This is a genomic window from Acidobacteriaceae bacterium (assembly GCA_028283655.1).
Classification (GTDB): Bacteria; Acidobacteriota; Terriglobia; order Terriglobales; family Acidobacteriaceae; genus Granulicella.
Window position 1 is genome coordinate 1,869,114 of sequence record JAPWKE010000003.1, and the last position, 18,952, is coordinate 1,888,065.

Consider the following 18,952-nt stretch of genomic DNA (forward strand, 5'->3'; position numbering starts at 1 on the left):
TTGGCTATCATGGGATTGAGAAAGGGACGACCTTGTCTTCGAGGGCTAAACAGAGCGATTTGCAATCGCCAAACATTGGCGAGGCTGGCTTCTCGGAAGTGCTGCGGCTCATCGCCGCGGCTCGCGAGCGGGCCTTTCAAGCCGTCAACACCACACTGATCGATCTCTACTGGAAGATCGGTGAGCACATAAGCCGCAAAATTTCTGCCGCGGAATGGGGAGACGGTGTGGTGCCGCAACTGGCCGACTATATTGCGCGCGCGGAGCCGTCGATGCGCGGCTTTACCACCAGCAACCTCTTCAGAATGAAAAAGTTCTACGAAACGTACTTGGATGAGCCAATTAGTGCGCCGCTGGCGCACCAATTGCCTTGGAGTCACAACCTTATCATCCTCGGCCGGAGCAAACGCCCTGAGGAGCGCGAGTTCTATCTGCGCATGGCGGTAAAGGAGCGTTGGACAAAACGAGAGCTGGAGCGCCAGTTCAATACAGCGCTTTTCGAGCGGGTAGTCCTCTCGCCCACAAAAGTGGCGCCGGTGGTGCACCAAACTCATCCGGCTGCTGGTGCATCCTTCAGAGACTCCTATTTTGTTGAGTTTCTGGGGCTGCCTCAACGACATAGCGAGCGCGACCTGCATCAGGGCTTGTTGGCTCGCATGAAAGAGTTCCTGCTGGAACTTGGCCGTGATTTCTGCTTCGTCGGTTCTGAATTTCCAGTGCAGGTGGGCAACCGTGACTTCGCGCTGGATCTGCTCTTTTTCCATCGCGGGCTGAATTGCCTCGTTGCTTTCGAGTTGAAGGTCACGGAATTTGAGCCGGAGTACCTCGGCAAGCTGAGCTTCTACTTGGAAGCACTGGATCGTGATGTGCGGAAAGAACACGAGCGTCCGTCGATCGGTGTTCTGCTCTGTGCCTATAAGGATGACGAAGTCGTCGAGTACGCTTTGAGCCGAACCCTCTCTCCGACGCTGATTGCTGATTACCAAACGCAATTGCCCGATAAGAAGCTGCTTCGAAGTGCGCTGCACGGGTTCTACGAAGAAAATGTCACGGAAAATCTCGTCCAGCCCGCTCCCAGCAAACGAAAGCGCAGCGCTCCGAAGAAGCGCAAATAGCTCAATCGCATTTTTAGGTCTGATGAGAGCATGGCCTGAATTTAGCTTGAGGCCGTTATCAGGTTCTCCATTGTGGGGACGAGGGAGAACCTGATTTCCCCAGATGGTCCCCTCAATGCTTATTGACCCGCTAAGCGTCAGCGACCGCTCTTCATTGGGTACTGTGCGCGTGGACATGAGGACTGTTGTTCCTTTCCGAGACGGCTTTGAGAACGACGAAGACATAGATCACCCCTGCGACGAAAACGCCGATGCAGAAGAGGATGACAACCGGCTTAAGAAGCCGACGAGCTGTGCGTGTTGTGCCGATAGCACCGGCAATCGGATGACCCCAGAGTTCCCACATATCTATGCTCCTCCCGCTATGGCAGCGTAAGAAGCCAGCTTGCCCACAAAGGCTCCCATGCTGCCTGCCATCCCTGCCGCGCCGCCAAAGATGGCCTGCGTCATGCTCGGAATGAACAGCATGTTAATGATGAACGCGACGAAAACCATTAAGCAAGGGATGAGATTCGCCATCCACATCTCCATCGAGTAGTTGCCATTGAAGGTTTGTTGCAGGAAAGAATTCATGAATCCCGCCCATACGAAAATGAAGGCGGCAGCCACGGCACGGATCATCGCGAAGCTGATAAGCACATCAAGGAAATGAAAGAACTTAGCGCGGAACGTCTTCGTCATAAGCAGCGGGATAAAGACCGGGCCAAACAGAGCCGTGACCCCATAGAGAATAAACGCGCTGCAGTTGATGACAAACAAGATGGCCGACGCCATACCGAGCATGAGCTGTACGAGAACATAGCAAAGCATCTGGAGGGGTGCGGTCAGCCCCGGCATCGTCGTGCCGTCCCCTGCGGTCTTCAGAAGTTGTAGGAGATTGTTGAGCGAACTCTGATCGAACGCCGCTACCATCGCCTGGGCGATGTAGGAAAAGAAGTGGTTGATGCCGAAGCTCGCGCCGGGGAATGGATTCACCCAATAGTTTTCGAGCAGGCAGCAAATAATGAGACGCAAGAGGAAGTTGGTCAGATCCCCGACTTGAATGTGATCGCGATGAAGCCGGAAGGTCATCCCGGTGGTGCTCCAATTCACGGACATGCTGACCAAAGTAAAGAGAGCGATACAGCTTAGCTCCGTGAGTCCGAACTGCGTCAGCACCCCGCCGTTCTGTGTGGTGAGATTCGTCAGATTGTTGGTGAACTGATATAGCCAATCGACGCCGGAACTAGTGGACGGAAGGGCCTGAGCTAACGCAAGCATGGAAACCATATCGCTCTCTCAATCGGTTAGGGGTTCAAATTAGGGCAGGTACGTAGCCCAGGTGTTGCCTTCATTGGCGGCACTCGTGTCGTTGATCGTGCGCTGCTGTTGAATGAAGGCGGCTGTGTTCATGTCCTCCGCGGCCGCATTGCGCCGTTCCATGTTGGCAACGGTCATCTGGCCCGCAAGACAGACCTGAAGCGAACCTTGTGATTGCATTTCGGCCGTCTTCTGCCCTTCAGCAGCGTTGAGGAGATTGAGTTGCTGAACTTCGGCGTTGGTGGAGTCGCTATTATCGAACTGGTTCGACATCAGCGAGCTGTTGGCATTCAGGTTGGTGCTGCGAGCCGAACGATACTGGCCCATAGCCGTAAGGCAGTCGGGCGATACCGCGTCGGAGGTTTCGATCATGGCCAGTTGTGACATGCGCGAGCTTCCGAGCTGCTGGCCGGCAAGGTAGGTGCTGGCGTTGCTGTTCATCGGGACAGTTGCCGTCTGCCATCCGGTCAGCGACGCGCTCGGGTTATTGCTGTTGAGCGCGATCTTGATGCCGGCGGTCTCGCCAAACATGTTCGCAACATTCACGTTCTCCAAGGCGTGGAGTTCGGTCTGCCAGAGTTGCTTCGCTGAAAAATGCGTGATGTTGTTTTTCAGCATGTTGTACTGCGATTCCAGCGTCGTGAGCTGGGAAACGAGACTGGCATAGCTCGTGGGGTCAAAGACGATGTCACCTATGCCGAACAGCGCAAATGCGGGTGTTGCCGTGAGGAGCACGGCAGCGCCTGCACCAAGGAGCCATGTCCGACGGTTTTTGAATCTGGTTGGGATCTGCATAAGAGCCTCCATACAGATAGGGTCAGAAGCGATGGGGATACGTCGGATCGAGTGGGTCCAGGGAGATGTGTTGGACAGACTGGATGAGGTTGCCGACAAACTCAAGCGAAGCACCTCCCGCTCGCGCTATCGCAGAAAAGCCTCCCGACACTCCGATGGCCGCGACCGCGAGCACAATCGGCAGGATGACATTCCAAGGACGACGCGAGCGGACGATGCACGGATTCATGATGCTGTCCTCCTTTCCTTGCTGCTACTCTTCCTCCGCAAGCTGACGGGCAACTTGCGGAATGATTGCAACCCACTCGGCGCCGCTACGTTCCAAGGCTTCGGGAATGGTGTATCCCATCTCAGCCAGCCAGTCGGCGCGATTGAGAACCAGGGCGACGGCTACTTTCTCGCCGGTGGACTGGACTGCCCATGCGTCATGCCCACCGCGCTTGGCGTCGGTTGCTTTGCGGAGCAGATGTTCGTAACGGTCGTTCATCACAGCGAACTCCTCTACATCGTTGGGTTGACGCGATGCTCCGCGTAGGACGGGATCAGCAAATCCGTACCGATATAAACGCGCGCACGCGAACCTTCTTTTAGCGTGATGATGGGGAGTCTGTTCAGGAAGTGATTAAGGACTTGTTCGCCCTCCATCGCGGACTGCTGAGAAATGCCATCACGGATTTCGGTAGACGGAGAAAACACGCTGCCATTGTTGCCGATTTGTGCTAAACCGCCGAGTCCACCGATCGCCGCTGCAGCGGCGAAGGCTTCGAGATACCCGTGATTGACCTTCGTTGCCAGGCCGGTCGTTCCAATTTGATCAAGGCCGATAAACTTCGCAAACTCCAGAGAGAACCCATCTGGGCAGATGGCACGGTGGAAGGTCACGAACATCTTGCGCTGTTGCTCGCTGCCTACACTCTGGACAGTTCCGAGCAGGCGCGTTCCTTGCGGCAAGAGAAGTTCCTGATGATCGTGCGAATAGAGATCCGTTGTCAGGCTGAGAATGATCGGGCCGCTGAAACCGCCGTCGATGTGATTTGTGACGACGCCTTCCAATAGAGTTCCCTCGAATACGCGGTACAACCGGCCATCGTAGGTATCGAAGTCATACGGCGACATGGGATCGGACTTCGATGCTTTTGCCTGTTGCTCAGACGAAGACAAAGCCACGGGCGACAGCTTCGCGGTAGCGTCGGAAGGCGAAGCAGCGGTGGTCTCCCCGGTAGCTTTCGTCGATGCTTCCTGATGTTCTCCGAGGATCGCAGTGGCCGGGCTTGCGAGCACACTTCCGGCGTGCTGGAAATCGATAGCGACGGTGTCGCTGTTGATGGCGTCCTTCTGCTGCTTTTCACGCGCAAGCTGCTTTTGTTTGGCCTCCGCCTGCGCCTCAGAGACGTTCGACGTATGCGCGGGTGCATTGGAATTGGAACCGCTACCGTACATGGCGTCGCGCTGGGCCTGGGTCATCGGCGGCGCACCTGACGATTCCGGGCCGGGAATTTCCTGCGATGCCTGTAATTGCTGCAAGGCAGCGGCCATAGCCTGCTGATGCTGCAACTGGTCCGCATCCTGCCGTGCCTGCGCTTGCTGCTGCGTCTCGAAGCTCGATACCTGCTTCGGATTGGCGCTCGCGGGACTCATCGACAACGCACTCTGTGGTGCGGCCTTCCGATTTCCGGTCAACAGACTCGACACGTTGGCAATGCCGATGATCGCGATGATGACGACCAAAGCAACAACGAGTGGCGTCCCTTTCTTGACTGGAGGCTTCGCCTCCGGCTGTTCGGGAACGGTAGCGGGAATGTTTTGATCCTGGTCGGGCATGGCTATTCCTTTCCTGCTACGCGATGAAACTCGACCTTCTTTTTGCCGATGGCGAGATAGCCGTTGTCGAGCTCCTTCGGGACCGTGAAAAGGCCATCGCTGAAATCAACATTGATGAGCGAGCCTTTGCCGTCTTTGGTTTCGTAGAGAGCAGGCGTTTCCTGAAAATGTCCGCGCAGGTAGGTGAACTTGTCGTCATGCCATACCTGCTCTAATCCCAGGTCTTTGCCCTTCTTCGCGTCCCACACGTAGTCAAAGTGCAGACGGCCCGGATATTGGCTGCGGTATTGTTCGGCCTTGTTGTCTTCAGCCTTCAATTCGGCGGACGCGGCGGCTTTCGCCGTGGCGGCCTCCGCCTTGGCTCTTTCCAGTTCAGCGGCGGGAACAAAGACCGGCAACTCCGTCAGCCGGTCCTTGGCGGCTTTGTCGCCTGGCACGATGAACACTTTCGAATCGAAATGGTGGTCGGCATCGCCCGACACCTCGCGAAGCTGGAGGGTGTACTCGTTGCCATGGTCGGAGACGATGTGGATGTCCGTGGTAGTGTTCGCCACACGCGGCTTCAAGCTGATGAACCGGCTGGCGACATGGCCGCCATCGAAGACCCAATCCACTGTGTCGCCAGCAAACACGTTGGCAACCTTCTCTTCGACGGGAAGCATGATGAGCGTGGATTGCAGCAAGCCCGCACGAATAGACGGCGGAGCTTCCGCCTCGGACACCGTGACCGTACGCGGAGCGGACGGCAGAAGGTGGTGCGACTGCTCCGTCACCGCGTGAGCGGAAGCAACGAGTCCGAGAGTGAGGGCGATGATGATGGGTGGTTTCACGGTTGAGTCCTTTCAGTGGCAGTGTGGAGTTACAGGGTTTCGCCCTGTGCGAAGCGCGTGATGCCTTCGGTCAGGCCGTACTTTTCAATCAGCTTGCCGCGACGAACGCGGTCCTTCGGCTTCGTGGAGAACGCGGCATAGCTGCGGCTGTCGAGATTAAGTCGAAGCACTTTCGTCAGGCCGTCGCGCCGCATGTACAGCCCCTCGCGGTCCTGCAATGATTCGAAGAGAGCGAGCTGCTGGTCGTTCATCTTGAACAATTCGGCGTATCGCTTTCGATTGAAGGTCGCATCTCTGAGAAACAGGAACGACGTGCAGGAGTTCACAATAATGTCGGCGTTCTGTCCGAGGTCTTCGGCGGACTGACCGACCATGCTGAAGCCGCCCAGGTTCTTCCGCACGGTTTTGATGGATGAAAGCATGTCCTCAAGAAGCTGCCGATTCTTGAGCGATGTAAATAGCTCCTCGACGACGATGTGCTTGGGTACACCGAGATTGGCCGGGTTCACCAGAACCTCTTTGTCCCGGCGCAGCTTCCACACCATGACGGGTTCAATGAGGTCGGCATACTGCTCGTTGTTGACGCCAGCGAAATCCGAACAGTTCATGCGTGCGTTGGTGGAGTGATCTTCGACATTGTCGAAGACCGCGCTGTAAACACCTTTGCCGACCCATTTGCCGAGATAGCGATCCAGCTTTTTCGGCAGAAAGAGGTTGCCCAACCTCCTATTCGCCTGGTCAAGGAGGTACATATCTCCGACCGCTTTGTGGATCACGTCGTCGTCTTCCGGCTCCAGCTCCGCTCCGCCGTTGGTCAGCAGGAGTTTCACGAACAGATATAGAAACTTGATATTGCTGTCCGTTGGTTCGAGGGAGAATGGATTGACGCGCGGCCCGTCTTTGCCGATCCGTTCGGTGGTGCCGCCGTATAGCTCGACGACGCTTTCATAGCTGCCGCCGATGTCGTAAATGTGCGTAAAACCGCCGTATTTCTGGTCAAGCGCAACCATCTGATTCACATGCACACTTTTTCCTGACCCTGTAGGACCGAGGATGAGCATGACCCGCACCCCATCCACGTAAGCATCCTGGAAAAAGGGCGTGCGCGTGCGTGTCTCGAAAACGTTGAGGTATTCGCTGTCGAGGTCTTCCGAGTACGGATGACCGATGTGGGGTGCGAATACAGAAGACAGCCGTGCGTGATGATCTTCCGAAAGCCACAGCGGGAAGACATTGAACTTGTGGTTTCCGGGAAACATGGCGTAGAAGCCGGACAGATTGCCGAGCGTTTCTTCCATCACCTGGGCCCGAGCGTCTACGAAGATGCGATGGACGGCAGGAGTGGTATCGCGAAGTTGCTGGGGGCTGCGAGCAGCAAGCAATAACCGCAGCGAATACTCGCCCTGCGCTTTCTTGTCGAGCGCGCGGATGACATCGCTGAGGTCATCGACATTAAGGCTCGCGGCTTTCGCTCCGGCTCCGGTGTCGAGAGAGGCGGTATCGCGTCCACTCATGACGCGAGTGAGCACGCCCACCTTGAAGAAGGAGATGAACTTTTCCTGTTGATCGATTTCTTTGCGGGTGGCGGTGGTGGACTTCGGACGCCATGTCGAGCACAGGACACTGTCACAGTCGAGCGTCATCAAGCTAGAAAAGAGGCACGGCCTCGATGCCTCGGGCGTGGTCTTGAGTGAGAACATCTGCACGTAGCGTTTGCCCACCTGTACGTGGTCGCTTTGCCAGGCGACGGGACTCTTCACGATCTGCCTGTCAACGCCGGTGTCGCCGCGAAGATGATCTCGTTCGGCCCACTCTTCGAGATTGAAAAGGTAGCTGAAGAACTGAAAGGTCTCTTCTTTGCCCAATAGGCGAAGGCCGATGGAACTGGCGAGATGTCCTTCCAGGAGCGTCGCGGTCTTTTCGAGTTCTGCGAGCATACGCGATGTATCCGCGACATTCTGCTGCGGCTTACGTTCGAAGGCGCTCGCCTTTGGTGGCTCTAACGTGAGGCACCAATGCAAATCGATGCGTCGAAAGGCTGCCGTCTTTTCGAGATGTACGCGTCGGTCGGTCGCAAACATCTCGGTAATGGGATTCTCATACGAGGACCTGTGAGGAAGATCGAATCCCGACATCACGCGTGTGTACTGATGAAGGCATGAGCCTTCGGGAAGTCCACGCAACGCTCCTTCGATGGAGCGCACCTGCGACTCCAGTCCGAGATCGGTGACGCCTTCTTCGTCGATACCCGCGAGCGAAAACAGGCATCCATACCCGCCACCTTTGAGGGCGAAGATGCTGGGTCCGACAAAGCGCGCAATTGGAATGATGCTGCACGCAGCTCCGGCTTTGGCGAACCACGGAACGGATTTGAGCTGCTCAGTGTTTGCGCGGGTCATAGTAGCTCTTCTGGTTGAGGCTCAAGCCCCACAGTTGAAACATCTTCGGGTGTTTGCGAACGATGAGCCATGCGCCAATCGCCAGCGTGGGAAATGCCAACATTGCGAGGAATCGAAATCCAACGAGGAAAACCGTTACGCAGACGAATACGATCGCCATCCATGCTGTAAGATCGAGTCCAAGCTTGGCTCTCGGTCGATTCAGCGCTTGATTGATTGGTAACGGCTCTCCCCGCTTGGTCATGGTCGATGTACCTCCTACATCGACTGTCCGGTTAGTGAACCGATCCAACCGGCTCCCCAACCGAGTACTCCGGCACCGAACAGCGCGCCGAAGAGACCTGGGATAGCATCCTGAAAGCGTCCGCTCATCATGCGGATGCCCGCGAAAATAAGGCCGCCAAGGCAGATGACGGCCCCAGCGTACATGGCGAAGGTTTTGAAAGTCCCCATGAGCGTCTGGGCGCCGGAGAAATCCATCGTGCCTTGCGCGTGTGCGACGGTGGCGATGCTAAAGGCAAGGATGACTGGTCCCGTCACGCGTACAGCGTGAGGGATAGTCCGTTGGGAAAAGGGCTGCGCCAATCGCTTGGCAAGGGGGGCTATCTTGCGGGATACGGCATCGCTACGGGGAAACATCGGCACCTCCATCGACTGATCTCAGTCGTGAATCTGCCGTGATCATGTGCTTCCCGTTGTCTCTCGTCCAATACGTTGTATTTATCGGTAGACACGGGGCCGATAGCTCGGAGCTATCGGCCTCTCATAAAACCTTCATTTACCTGAGGATGAGGTGCTGACGTCTCTACGCTTCCCGGATCGGCGGGAATTGAAATCCTGTTTGTCTTTTGTCTCGATCAACTTCGGCCTGTGGGCGAACTGACGCCGGTGGCTTCTTCGGCCCGGAAGGCTTCGCAGAATGCTGGATTTTCTTTCGTAGTTTTCTCACTAGAACGGGAACCGTTTTCGGATGATTCTGGCGATTGAAAATCGCCGCAATATCAACCGTCCAATCCACTCCAATGAGTCGTCTTGTCGTTAGTTCATCGTCCAGCGGTGTACCTTCTCGAATCAAGGCAAAACCGTAGCCTTCTTTGACCAGCATTTGCATCTCTGTCGGGTGCGATGCACGCGAGAATTCCTCAACCTTCACGCCTTCCTGGCCAAGCATCTCCAACAATCGTTGGTGGGCGTCCGGGTGACGCAAAGGATGGTAGAGAACGGCAAGTTTGTTTTGCAGATCAGCCATGTCAATGGCTGCTTTCTCGGCTATGGGATCATCCTTGCGGAGGCAGACCACGAGGCGGTCCTGGCGAAGTACCTCGACTTGTAAATCGGTATGGTTCACAGGCAGCGTGACAAGAGCTGCATCTAGATTGCCGGAAACGACCTCTTGAGTGAGCTGCACTGTGTCTTCGTGCGATGGGCGTACGTTGCATCGGGGAAGAATCTCTCGATGCAGCGCGCACAAATCGCGAAAGAGGCCCTGATCGACCAATGGGCTACAACCGAGGCGTATATTGTCGATCCCGCCGCGGTCAATCGCGATGAGCGCATCGATCACTTCGTCTCTCACGTCTAGAACGAGTGGGGCAAGCGAGATGAACGCATACCCCGTTTCGGTTGGAACAATGCGCCCGTTTCTCTCTTTGCTGAAAAGCTTTATTTCTGCGTGATCTTGGAATTGGCGCGCCTGAACGGAGAGGTTGGGTTGAGACGTGTGAAGTACCTCGGCGGCACGATGCAGCCCGCCCAACTCAAGAATTTTCAAGAGGTATAGGAAATGACGAAACTCTGCCCAATCGTACATAGGATTAGCTCGGCAAGTGGCGATAGGCGGAGCCCAGACAGCATCCCGCAGGCCCCTAAACAATCTGAACGTAGGAACCAAAAGTAGCAACAGAAGTTGTGCAGTGGCCAAATTTACACCGACCTAGGCGCATCAATCGTCGGGTTACCCGGGGCGAAACGGCCCAACTTCAAGGCTGAGGGCATGAAGAGCACACCCGATAGCTGGCAATTATCAGTCGATCCCTACCCGATAAATGCAAAGTATTGGACGAGCCATGACATTGCGGCCAACCTAGACAATAGGAATCTTCTCGTGCAAGCGAGGAGTGACCGTATTGATTGAGGTGAATCATGGCGCAATTGGCCCCTCCGCTCACGGCCTCGTTTGAGCCGTTTGTCAATGCTACTGAAGCGAGCCAGTTCGTTCGTCTGCATCCCGCAACGGTCCAACGCTTGGCCAGAGAAGGGACTCTCCCTGGTCACCCCGTCGGCAGTGGACAGCGGAGACGGTGGAGGTTTCGCTTGTCCGAATTGCAAGATTGGCTGTCCTCTCGTAACTCTGCCGACGCTTAGGCCTGCCCGCGGTGCATCGAAGCGAAATCCCAATAAAGACGCGCAAATGCGGCCCGAGAGCGGTACATTGGATATAGTTCCGATGGTTTCCGCGCCGACCTGAAAGGAGGTCGTTTTGAAAACGGCGCGATACCAAAACGGGTGCGTCATGCTGTCAGCAAACGGTAGCGGAGAGAAAGTCTGGCTCTTCCGCTGGTACGAAACGCAAGCTGACGGTCAACGTATCCGGAGAAAGAAAGTCGTAGGCACACAAGCTCAGTTGAAGAACAAGGCGGCAGCGGAAAAAGCTGCAGCCCGGTTTCGGCTAGCTATCAACTCAGGCAAAAGGAACGAACTCAGCAGCTCCGTTACGATGTCTCAACTCATTGTTCATTTTCGGGAACGTGAACTCGCCGATCTTGGCGACGACGGTCGCGCATACTCGACGCGCGACCGTTACGAATGCACCCTCAACGCTTGGATTGAACCGCGTTGGGGAAGCACCCGGATTGATGAGATCAAGACGCCGATGGTGGAAGAGTGGCTTCGCGATCTGCATTGCAGACCGCGGCGCAGAAAGAAGACACTCGCGAAAATCAAGCCGGCAGAACTGAAGCGACTCGCTCCGGGGACGAAGGCCAAAATTCGTAATCTGATGAGCGTTCTTTACAACCACGCAATTCGTTGGGGGTTCATTGAAGCCAACCCCATCTCTGGTCCGGTCAAAGGCTCTGGCGTTCGCCAGAGTTCCAAACGCGAGAAAGTTCCGGACATCCTCGAAGTCGAGGAGATTCAGAACATCGTCGCGGAACTGGGACTGCGGGAACGCGTGCTCGTGTTTTTGGACATGGCAAGCGGTTTACGTAGAGGAGAACTGGCAGGGCTCAAGTGGCTGGACATTGACTTCGATCAGTTGGACGCCAACGTCCAACGTTCCATCGTCGATCAGGTCGTTGGCCGCTGCAAGACGGAAGCATCGCAAAAGCGAATCCCACTAGACGAGGACACCGCACAGGATCTCCTCGCTTGGTATCGGGAGACGCCCTTCCGAAAACCTGACGATTACGTGTTCGCCACTGCAAGCAACCGCGCGGGCAAGATGCGCGGCAAACAACCAATCTGGTTATCCACGGTCATGCGTTACCACATCCAGCCGGTGGTCAAACGTCTCGGCATCAACAAGCGAGTCAGTTGGCATACATTCCGGCGCACCTATTCCACGCTTCTGCAAAGCAATCGGGAAGATGTGAAAGTTGTGCAGGAATTGCTTCGCCACGGTTCGGCGAAGGTCACGCTGGATGTCTACAGCCAAGCGCAGATGCCTGCTAAACGAGAGGCGCAGCGCAAGGTCGTGGCCATGGTGCGTCCGGAGGCGGCTCATGCTGTTGCCATCAGCGCATAGGCGTGGGTCCACGATGGGTCCACGGCGGTTTGGGGGCATTTCCGGTAAGTCTTTTGGAATGATTGGCGTCCCCGACGGGATTCGAACCCGTGTTACCGCCGTGAAAGGGCGGTGTCCTAGGCCACTGGACGACGGGGACGCAATGATTAGATTGCAGAAGCTGTCCCACCAGCACTGCAACTTGGTAAGAATACCACGTTTCGCACCACTAGCGACGGAACAAATAGCCTGAGCGGACAAAACGCCGAACGTTCGCGTACTGCAGCAAAATGTAGTTGTCCGTCATACCTGCGATGTAGTCCGCAACGACACGCGCCAGACCTTCACTCTCCACCTCAGCAACGTACGCCTCGGGGAGCTCCTCTGGATCCTGCATCCAAAAGTTGAACAGCTCCGTCACAACTTCTTCCGCCTTGCTGTGCTCAAGCTCCAATGCGTCGCACGTGTAAAGCGTGTCGTAGAGATAGCGCTTTTCCTGCAGGCGTTCCGACTCCGCCTGCTCAGAGAACACGGCGATCCGCCGTCCAAGCGTACGGATGTCCTCCAGTGTTTCGGCCCCAGCTTCGCGAGCATTGTTGAAGGTCGTCGTAATGAGATCGATAATCAACGTCTTCTGCATCGTCTGCAGCGCGTCGTGGAAGATGTACTTCTCTTCTGCTCCGGGATGCGCCCGCTGCACGGCATCGTAACTGCGCCGCAGAATGCTGATCTGGTCGCGAATGCTCCCGACTTCCAGCAGCCCGCTCTCGACACCATCGTCCAGATCCGCCGTCAGATAAGCAATCTCATCCGCAAGATCAATCAACTGCGCTTCGAGCGGCGGCATCTCGTTCAGGAAGTACGGCGCCAACTCAGGATGCGCTGTCGCGCTATAGTCGCGCGAATGCTTGATGATGCCTTCGCGCGTTCCCAACGTAAGGTTCAAGCCGCGATGCCCGGCATAGCGCTGCTCAAAGCGCTCAACAATGCGAAGAGCATGAATGTTGTGGTCGAAGCGCAGACCATGCTGCTGCAAGCACTTATCAAGCGCCCGTTCGCCGGCATGGCCAAACGGTGGATGCCCGATGTCGTGAACAAGTGCCAACGTCTCTGACAGATCGACATTCAGCCCGAGGGCCTTCGCAACGTGCCGCGCAACCTGCGCAACCTCGATCGTATGCGTCAGGCGCGAACGAAAGTGATCGCTGGCTCTGCTGGTGAAAACCTGTGTCTTGCCTGCGAGCCGACGAAACGCTCGCGACTGCACGACGCGGTCACGATCACGCTCAAAGGGCGTGCGACCGTCCACCACGGCAGGCGCAGGAAACGCACGAACAGCAAGCTCTCGCTCATGTTCCCCAAAGACGCCAACGCGGTGCAAATCGTAACTCACGGTATGAGTGTAGTCGTTCCTTCGCCGCAGACAGGTTACTGTCTGGCTGCTCCATTGTTCTTCGCCAGTCGCACGCGCGCAGTCTCAAGTTTTTTGTGCACCTTCGCAACATCGGCTGGGTCGGCTTCTGGAGCCAGCGAGCTTGCATAGAGCGCCAACGACTTCTCCCACGAAGCGACAGCCAGCTGCAACTTGCCGTTATGCGCTTCAATCTCACCCAGGTGATCCATCACAGCCGCATCCGTAGGCGTGCGCTGTACGGCCTTGCGAGCATACTGCTCCGCCAGAGCATACTGCCCTTGCTTGAAGTACGCCCAACCCAGCGAGTCGAGATAAGCCCCATTCTGCGGATCGAAGGCCACAGCCTTCTTCAGCATCTCTACCGCTTCGTCCAGCTTCATGCCGCGGTCTGCAAGCATGTAGCCGAGGTAGTTCTCGATGGCAGCACTGTTCGGATCGATCGCAAGTCCCTTGCGGAACTCCATCTCAGCCTGCTCAAAGAGCTTCTGGCGCTCAGCCACCGAGCCGCGATAGAAGTACACGAAGACCTTCTCTTCCGGCTTCTTTGCTGCGGCCTCCGCCTTATCCAGCGAAGCCTCCGCATCCTTCCAACGCTTGGCACGAACGTTGATGTCCGCTTCCGTAAACCACGCATCGCGATCATCAGAAGGCTTGCCCGTCTCCTGGGCCTTGGCCAGCTTTAGCCCCTCGTCCACCTTGCCCGCATCAGCAAGCTGGCGAGCATAGGTGAGTTGCGCGCCATGGCTCTGCGGCATCGCCTTGGCTGCGTCCTCCGCAGCCTTCAAAGCAGCCTTCCAGTCATGCGCATCACGGTAAGCATCCACCGTCGCATCGGTTCCGCGAAGCTGATAGTCGCCGCCCAACGCGCTCATCTCTGCGTAGGCAGCAACGGCGTCCGACGTCTTCCCCTGCTCGCGATATACGTTTGCGAGACGATCGAGAAAGAGCGCGCGGTTTGCACTATCGCCCTCGGAGTACTTGCCGTCAGTCGACGCAGATTGATCCAGCGCCTGACGCAGCACCTTGGCCGCTTCGTCCAGACGACCCATCGCGTCATAGACGAGACCTTCGTTGAACTGCAGCTCTAGATTGTCCGAAACCTGCGCCTGCGCCTTCTTCAGTAGCGAAAGCGCCTCGTCGTACTTGCCTGCCTGGCGTGCAATCTCTGCCTGACGGATAAGCGCCTGCGGGTCTTGCGGGTCACCCTTCAGAATCTGCGAGTACAGCTTCGCCGCCTCGTCGTTGTCGCCAATCTGCAGCAGTGCCTGCGCGAGAGCTTTCTTCGCGTCGGCATTGTCTGGATCATCGGCAAGCACAGCCTTGTACGCGACGACGGCATCCTTGGGCTGCTTCAACTGATCGTAAAGACCAGCCAACGCAAAGTTCATCCGCTCGCTGCGATCATCAGGAGAGACGTCCGCAATCACCTTGGCAGCACGCTTCAAATCACCCTGCTCTGTGTAAAGGCGAGCGAGGCTGAGCGTAACGTCTTCCGAATCAGGCGAAAGCTTCTGTGCAATCTTCAGTTGCTCTTCTGCCTTCGCGCTGTCATGCGAAAGCCCGTACAGTTGGCCGAGCAGGAGGTGTGTCTCTACGCTATCCGGCTTGAGCTTCGCAATCGTCTCGTACTCCGCGATGGCAGCCTTCAGAATATCGCCTGACTGCGGGCCTTCCCCGTTGCCGAGCGAACGCAGATAGGTGCGCCCCAGCAGCGTGTGCGCGTCCACATCCTCAGGATGGCGCTGTACCTGCGCCTTGGCCGCATCCACCGCCTCGCGGACACGACCGAGGTTGAAGTACAGATTGGCAATCCCATTCGACAACGTGCGCGAATCCGGATCAGCATCAAGCGCTAGCTTGTACTGCTCGATAGCCTGCGTCGCCAGGTCCTGACGGCCGCTCTGCAGAGCCTTATCTTCATACAGCTTGGCCAGGCCATAGTGGTAGTAGGACGAGGCGTGATCTGGCACTTTGGCGTCCTGCGCCAAAGCTGATGTCGAGACAGCAAAGCAAAGTACAAAAGCCGAACGGCGAAGAAGAGTCATGCGCAAAGTCCTGAATGAAGCCGAGTTGCCAAACTGGGTAAGAAGCATCCTACTCGTTTTTAGACGCGCAATACGTCCGAATCGCTTCTCCCCCGTTTTAGCCGTGGCGGAAATGCCGAACGCCGGTAGAAACCATCGTCACGCCAAGCCGGTCAGCAGCCTCGACAACCTTGGCATCGTTCACCGATCCGCCGGGCTGAATAATCGCCGTCGCACCTGCAGCCACAATCGCTTCAAGCCCATCCGGGAACGGGAAGAACGCATCGCTTGCAGCCACGGTTCCAGCCAGCGGCAGCGCAGCCTTCACCGCGCCAAACTTGGCCGCGTCCACGCGGGACATCTGCCCTGCTCCCACGCCGACAGACTGGCCAAAGCCGTCCTGGATGCGTGCATAAACGATGGCGTTCGACTTCACGTGCTTGCAAACCTTCCACGCAAACAGCAACGCGCGAACTTCTTCATCCGTCGGTTGACGAGCAGTCATCACCTTCAGGTCAGCCGCTTCGATGCGAATATGGTCATCGTCCTGCACCAGGTAGCCGCCGGAGATCTGCTTGAGTACCGTTCCCACCGGCTTCGGCTGAATGCGGAGCACGCGCAGATTCTTCTTCGCACTCAGAATCTGCAGAGCTTCAGCCGAAAACTCCGGTGCCACAATCGCCTCGACAAAAAGCTTGGCAATCTCGGTCGCAGCAGCAGCATCCACAGGGCGATTGATACCGATCACGCCACCAAAGGCCGAGATAGGATCAGCTTCCAAAGCGCGCTGATAAGCCTCAAGCACCGTGGTTCCCTGCCCAACACCGCAAGGATTGGTGTGCTTGATGATCGCAACGGCAGTGTCCGCAAACTCGCTCGCAAGCGACCAGCAGGCGTCCAGATCGACAAGGTTGTTGTAGCTCAATTCCTTGCCCTGCAGCTTCTCCGCGTTCGCAATGCCCAGCCCGGAGCCATCGGTATAAACCGCAGCCCGCTGGTGCGGGTTCTCGCCGTAGCGCAGCGAGGCTTCTCGCTTCGCGATCACGCGCAACGTTTGCGGAAGCTCTTCCGCAGCCTCAGGGGCCTTCGTCTCAAGCGCCGCGCGACGTTCAAGTTCGGTCGCAATCGCCGCATCATAAGCAGCGGTCGTCGCAAACACCTTGCGAGCAAGCTGCCAGCGAGTCGCCAGGCTCAGCGAGCCGTTGTTCGCCTGCATCTCCTCGGTAAGCTTCGCGTAGTCGGCCACATCGGTCACAACGGCGACGTCTTCAAAGTTCTTCGCGCCAGAGCGCAGCATCGACGGACCACCGATGTCGATGTTTTCGATCAGCTCTTCCTGCGTCACACCAGGCTTGGCCGCAGTTTTCTCAAAGGCATAGAGGTTGACGACAACCATATCGATGGGGCCGATTCCGTGGGACTCCACGGCCGCAACGTGCGAAGCATCCGCACGGCGATGCAGCAATCCACCATGGACAACAGGATGCAGCGTCTTCACGCGGCCATCCAGCATCTCCGGGAAACCCGTGAGATCGCTGATGTCCTTGACCGTAAGGCCAGCATCACGAAGAGCCTTCGCGGTGCCGCCGGTCGAAACCAGTTCCGCTCCATACTCCGCCAAAGTGCGGGCAAACTCCACCAACCCGCTCTTATCCGTCACCGACAACAATGCACGCTTGATCGTCTTAAGGTTGCTCATTCCATAATCCATTCTAAGCGTCTGCCAGCAGACACGCGAGCGATCTTCGCACCGCAAGCGTACTTCCCCCGCAGGCGGCTAGAATAGAAGCCGTATGCTCGATTTAGCCTTCGTACGCACGAACCTTGACTTCGTGCGGCAAAAACTCGCCCTCCGCGGCGCGGAAACCGCTGCCCTGCTGGCCAACTTTGAGACGCTCGACGGCGAACGCCGCGCTGCGATCACCGAGGTCGAAACGCTCAAAGCCGAGCGCAACGCCCTTTCGCAGCAGTTCGGAAAGCTGAAGCGCGAAGGCGGCGACACCTCCGCGCTCACCGAGCGCATCGCCACGCTGAAGGCCTCGACCGAACAGCTTGAGCTGACCTCCACCGCAGCCGACGAGGCCCTGCGCGCGCTGCTGCAAACCGTGCCCAACCTGCCGCAGGACGCCGTCCCCCACGGCTCCAGCGAAACGCACAACGTCGTGGTCAAGACCTGGGGCGAGCCCACCGTGCTGCCCGACGCCAAGCCTCACTGGGAGATCGGTGAAGCGCTCGGCATCCTCGACTTTGAGCGCGCGGCCAAAATCTCCGGCGCACGCTTCGTCGTGCACTACGGCTCCGGCGCACGCCTCGAGCGCGCCCTCGCAAACTTCATGATCGACCTGCACACGCGCGAGCACGGCTACGTCGAAGTGCTGCCGCCCAACATGGTCAACTCCAGGTCGCTCTTCGGCACCGGCCAGCTTCCCAAGTTCGCCGACGACCTCTTCCACTGCGACGACGAAGGCCCTTACGTCCCGGGCGAGCTAAAGGACTCCGACCACTGGCTGATCCCCACCGCCGAAGTGCCGGTCACCAACCTCTTCCGCGACGAAACCATCGACCTCAGCGACGGCAACATCAGCTTCTGCGCGTACACCCCGTGCTACCGCGCCGAGGCCGGCTCGCATGGCCGCGACGTGCGCGGCATGATTCGCCAACACCAGTTCCAGAAGGTCGAACTCGTCAAGTTCACCACGCCCGAGACCAGCGAAGCCGAGCACGAAGCCTTGACCTCTCACGCCGAAGCCGTGCTCGAAAAACTCGGCCTGCCCTACCGTCGTATGCTGCTCTGCACCGGCGACATGGGCTTCTCCAGCTCCAAGACCTACGACCTCGAAGTGTGGCTCCCGGGGCAGCAGACCTACCGCGAAATCAGCTCCTGCTCAAGCTTTGAAAGCTTCCAGTCGCGCCGCGCGAACATCCGCTTCAAGCCTGCAGGCGCGGCAAAGAGCGAGTACGTTCACACACTCAACGGCTCCGGTCTCGCCGTTGGCCGCACCTACCTCGCGGTACTCGAAAACTACCAGCAACCGGACGGCAGCGTCCGTGTGCCGGAGGCTCTCGTACCGTACATGGGCGGCGAAACGGTCATCGCACCACAACGCTTCGGAAAGGCGGTCCGCTAATGTTTCGCCTGCTCCGCAACTACTTCTGGTGGACGTACGAACGCGGCTCCCTGCACTACGACGTGATGGTCACGGTCATCCTGGCGTTCCTCTTCATCGCACCCCATTACATTGACTTCCGCGACAAACCCGCTCCCCCCGTGGTGCTCGGCCCCCGCGAAGTCAAGGTCACCGGCGCCCGGGATAACGACAATTTCATGGTCTTCGAAGTGCGCGCTGCCGATCTGGAAGACGCAAACACGGACCAGGAACGCGTCGAGGCCATGCAGCACATCATCCTGCCCATCGCCGGTCCGGTACACGTACAACGGGTCTCCGCCGTGCTGGACACTCACGGCAAAACCGTCGCCTGGGACGCAACCGTCTCTCGCTAACGTTGGCCTGTAACAACTCCACTTCGACC

The 18,952-nt window shown here is 57.5% G+C and carries 18 protein-coding genes and 1 tRNA gene; 4 read left to right on the forward strand and 15 right to left on the reverse strand.

Going from position 1 to position 18,952, the window contains the following annotated elements:
• Positions 1 to 59: 59 nt before the first annotated feature.
• Positions 60 to 1,115 (forward strand): PDDEXK nuclease domain-containing protein, encoded by a 1,056-nt coding sequence (locus PW792_10700; GenBank protein ID MDE1162396.1) that lies wholly within the window; start codon positions 60 to 62, stop codon positions 1,113 to 1,115.
• 151 nt (positions 1,116 to 1,266) lie between these two features.
• On the opposite strand, the gene PW792_10705 is transcribed toward PW792_10700, so the two are convergent.
• From PW792_10705 to PW792_10755, 11 genes are all read right to left on the reverse strand, one after another.
• Entirely contained in the window at positions 1,267 to 1,461 is a 195-nt protein-coding gene (locus PW792_10705) for a hypothetical protein (protein ID MDE1162397.1), read from the reverse strand.
• Positions 1,462 to 1,463: 2 nt separating this feature from the next.
• Positions 1,464 to 2,384 carry a hypothetical protein gene (locus PW792_10710; protein MDE1162398.1) on the reverse strand — a complete coding sequence of 307 codons (921 nt, stop codon included), beginning with the start codon at positions 2,382 to 2,384 and terminating at the stop codon, positions 1,464 to 1,466.
• Positions 2,385 to 2,414: 30 nt separating this feature from the next.
• Complete coding sequence (locus PW792_10715) at positions 2,415 to 3,209, reverse strand: hypothetical protein (GenBank protein MDE1162399.1); 795 nt, start codon at positions 3,207 to 3,209, stop codon at positions 2,415 to 2,417.
• Positions 3,210 to 3,231: 22 nt separating this feature from the next.
• Positions 3,232 to 3,438 (reverse strand): hypothetical protein, encoded by a 207-nt coding sequence (locus tag PW792_10720; GenBank protein ID MDE1162400.1) that lies wholly within the window; start codon positions 3,436 to 3,438, stop codon positions 3,232 to 3,234.
• Positions 3,439 to 3,462: 24 nt separating this feature from the next.
• Positions 3,463 to 3,696: a hypothetical protein gene (locus PW792_10725; protein MDE1162401.1), complete on the reverse strand. Its 234-nt coding sequence runs from the start codon at positions 3,694 to 3,696 to the stop codon at positions 3,463 to 3,465.
• Positions 3,697 to 3,710: 14 nt separating this feature from the next.
• Positions 3,711 to 5,030, reverse strand: a complete 1,320-nt coding sequence (locus PW792_10730) for a TrbI/VirB10 family protein (protein MDE1162402.1) — start codon at positions 5,028 to 5,030, stop codon at positions 3,711 to 3,713.
• 2 nt (positions 5,031 to 5,032) lie between these two features.
• Positions 5,033 to 5,860 carry a TrbG/VirB9 family P-type conjugative transfer protein gene (locus PW792_10735; protein MDE1162403.1) on the reverse strand — a complete coding sequence of 276 codons (828 nt, stop codon included), beginning with the start codon at positions 5,858 to 5,860 and terminating at the stop codon, positions 5,033 to 5,035.
• Between the two features lie 29 nt (positions 5,861 to 5,889).
• Positions 5,890 to 8,259 (reverse strand): type VI secretion protein, encoded by a 2,370-nt coding sequence (locus tag PW792_10740; protein MDE1162404.1) that lies wholly within the window; start codon positions 8,257 to 8,259, stop codon positions 5,890 to 5,892.
• Positions 8,240 to 8,503, reverse strand: coding sequence for a VirB3 family type IV secretion system protein (locus PW792_10745; protein ID MDE1162405.1), 264 nt, complete (start codon positions 8,501 to 8,503; stop codon positions 8,240 to 8,242). Before PW792_10745 ends, PW792_10740 begins: the two co-directional genes overlap by 20 nt.
• A gap of 14 nt (positions 8,504 to 8,517) precedes the next feature.
• Positions 8,518 to 8,898 (reverse strand): hypothetical protein, encoded by a 381-nt coding sequence (locus PW792_10750; protein ID MDE1162406.1) that lies wholly within the window; start codon positions 8,896 to 8,898, stop codon positions 8,518 to 8,520.
• 166 nt (positions 8,899 to 9,064) lie between these two features.
• Positions 9,065 to 10,069, reverse strand: a complete 1,005-nt coding sequence (locus PW792_10755; GenBank protein ID MDE1162407.1) for a LysR substrate-binding domain-containing protein — start codon at positions 10,067 to 10,069, stop codon at positions 9,065 to 9,067.
• Between the two features lie 669 nt (positions 10,070 to 10,738).
• Between PW792_10755 and PW792_10760 the strand changes: the two genes are divergently transcribed.
• On the forward strand, positions 10,739 to 12,004 hold the full coding sequence (locus PW792_10760; protein ID MDE1162408.1) for a site-specific integrase: 1,266 nt from the start codon (positions 10,739 to 10,741) through the stop codon (positions 12,002 to 12,004).
• A 63-nt stretch (positions 12,005 to 12,067) separates the two neighbouring features.
• Here the strand turns inward: PW792_10760 and PW792_10765 are convergent.
• The 4 genes from PW792_10765 to purH all read right to left on the reverse strand — a co-directional run bounded on the left by PW792_10765 (position 12,068) and on the right by purH (position 17,120).
• Positions 12,068 to 12,143, reverse strand: a tRNA-Glu gene (locus PW792_10765).
• A gap of 69 nt (positions 12,144 to 12,212) precedes the next feature.
• Positions 12,213 to 13,376, reverse strand: coding sequence for a dNTP triphosphohydrolase (gene dgt / locus PW792_10770; GenBank protein ID MDE1162409.1), 1,164 nt, complete (start codon positions 13,374 to 13,376; stop codon positions 12,213 to 12,215).
• Positions 13,377 to 13,411: 35 nt separating this feature from the next.
• The gene (locus tag PW792_10775; protein ID MDE1162410.1) at positions 13,412 to 15,442 is read right to left on the reverse strand and encodes a tetratricopeptide repeat protein; all 2,031 of its coding nucleotides are present in this window, start codon (positions 15,440 to 15,442) and stop codon (positions 13,412 to 13,414) included.
• A 97-nt stretch (positions 15,443 to 15,539) separates the two neighbouring features.
• Entirely contained in the window at positions 15,540 to 17,120 is a 1,581-nt protein-coding gene (purH, locus tag PW792_10780) for a bifunctional phosphoribosylaminoimidazolecarboxamide formyltransferase/IMP cyclohydrolase (GenBank protein MDE1162411.1), read from the reverse strand.
• A gap of 94 nt (positions 17,121 to 17,214) precedes the next feature.
• Between purH and serS the strand changes: the two genes are divergently transcribed.
• Both serS and PW792_10790 read left to right on the forward strand, forming a co-directional pair.
• Entirely contained in the window at positions 17,215 to 18,549 is a 1,335-nt protein-coding gene (gene serS, locus PW792_10785; protein ID MDE1162412.1) for a serine--tRNA ligase, read from the forward strand.
• The gene (locus PW792_10790) at positions 18,549 to 18,923 is read left to right on the forward strand and encodes a hypothetical protein (GenBank protein ID MDE1162413.1); all 375 of its coding nucleotides are present in this window, start codon (positions 18,549 to 18,551) and stop codon (positions 18,921 to 18,923) included. The genes serS and PW792_10790 overlap by 1 nt, the downstream gene beginning before the upstream one ends.
• Positions 18,924 to 18,952: the final 29 nt, after the last annotated feature.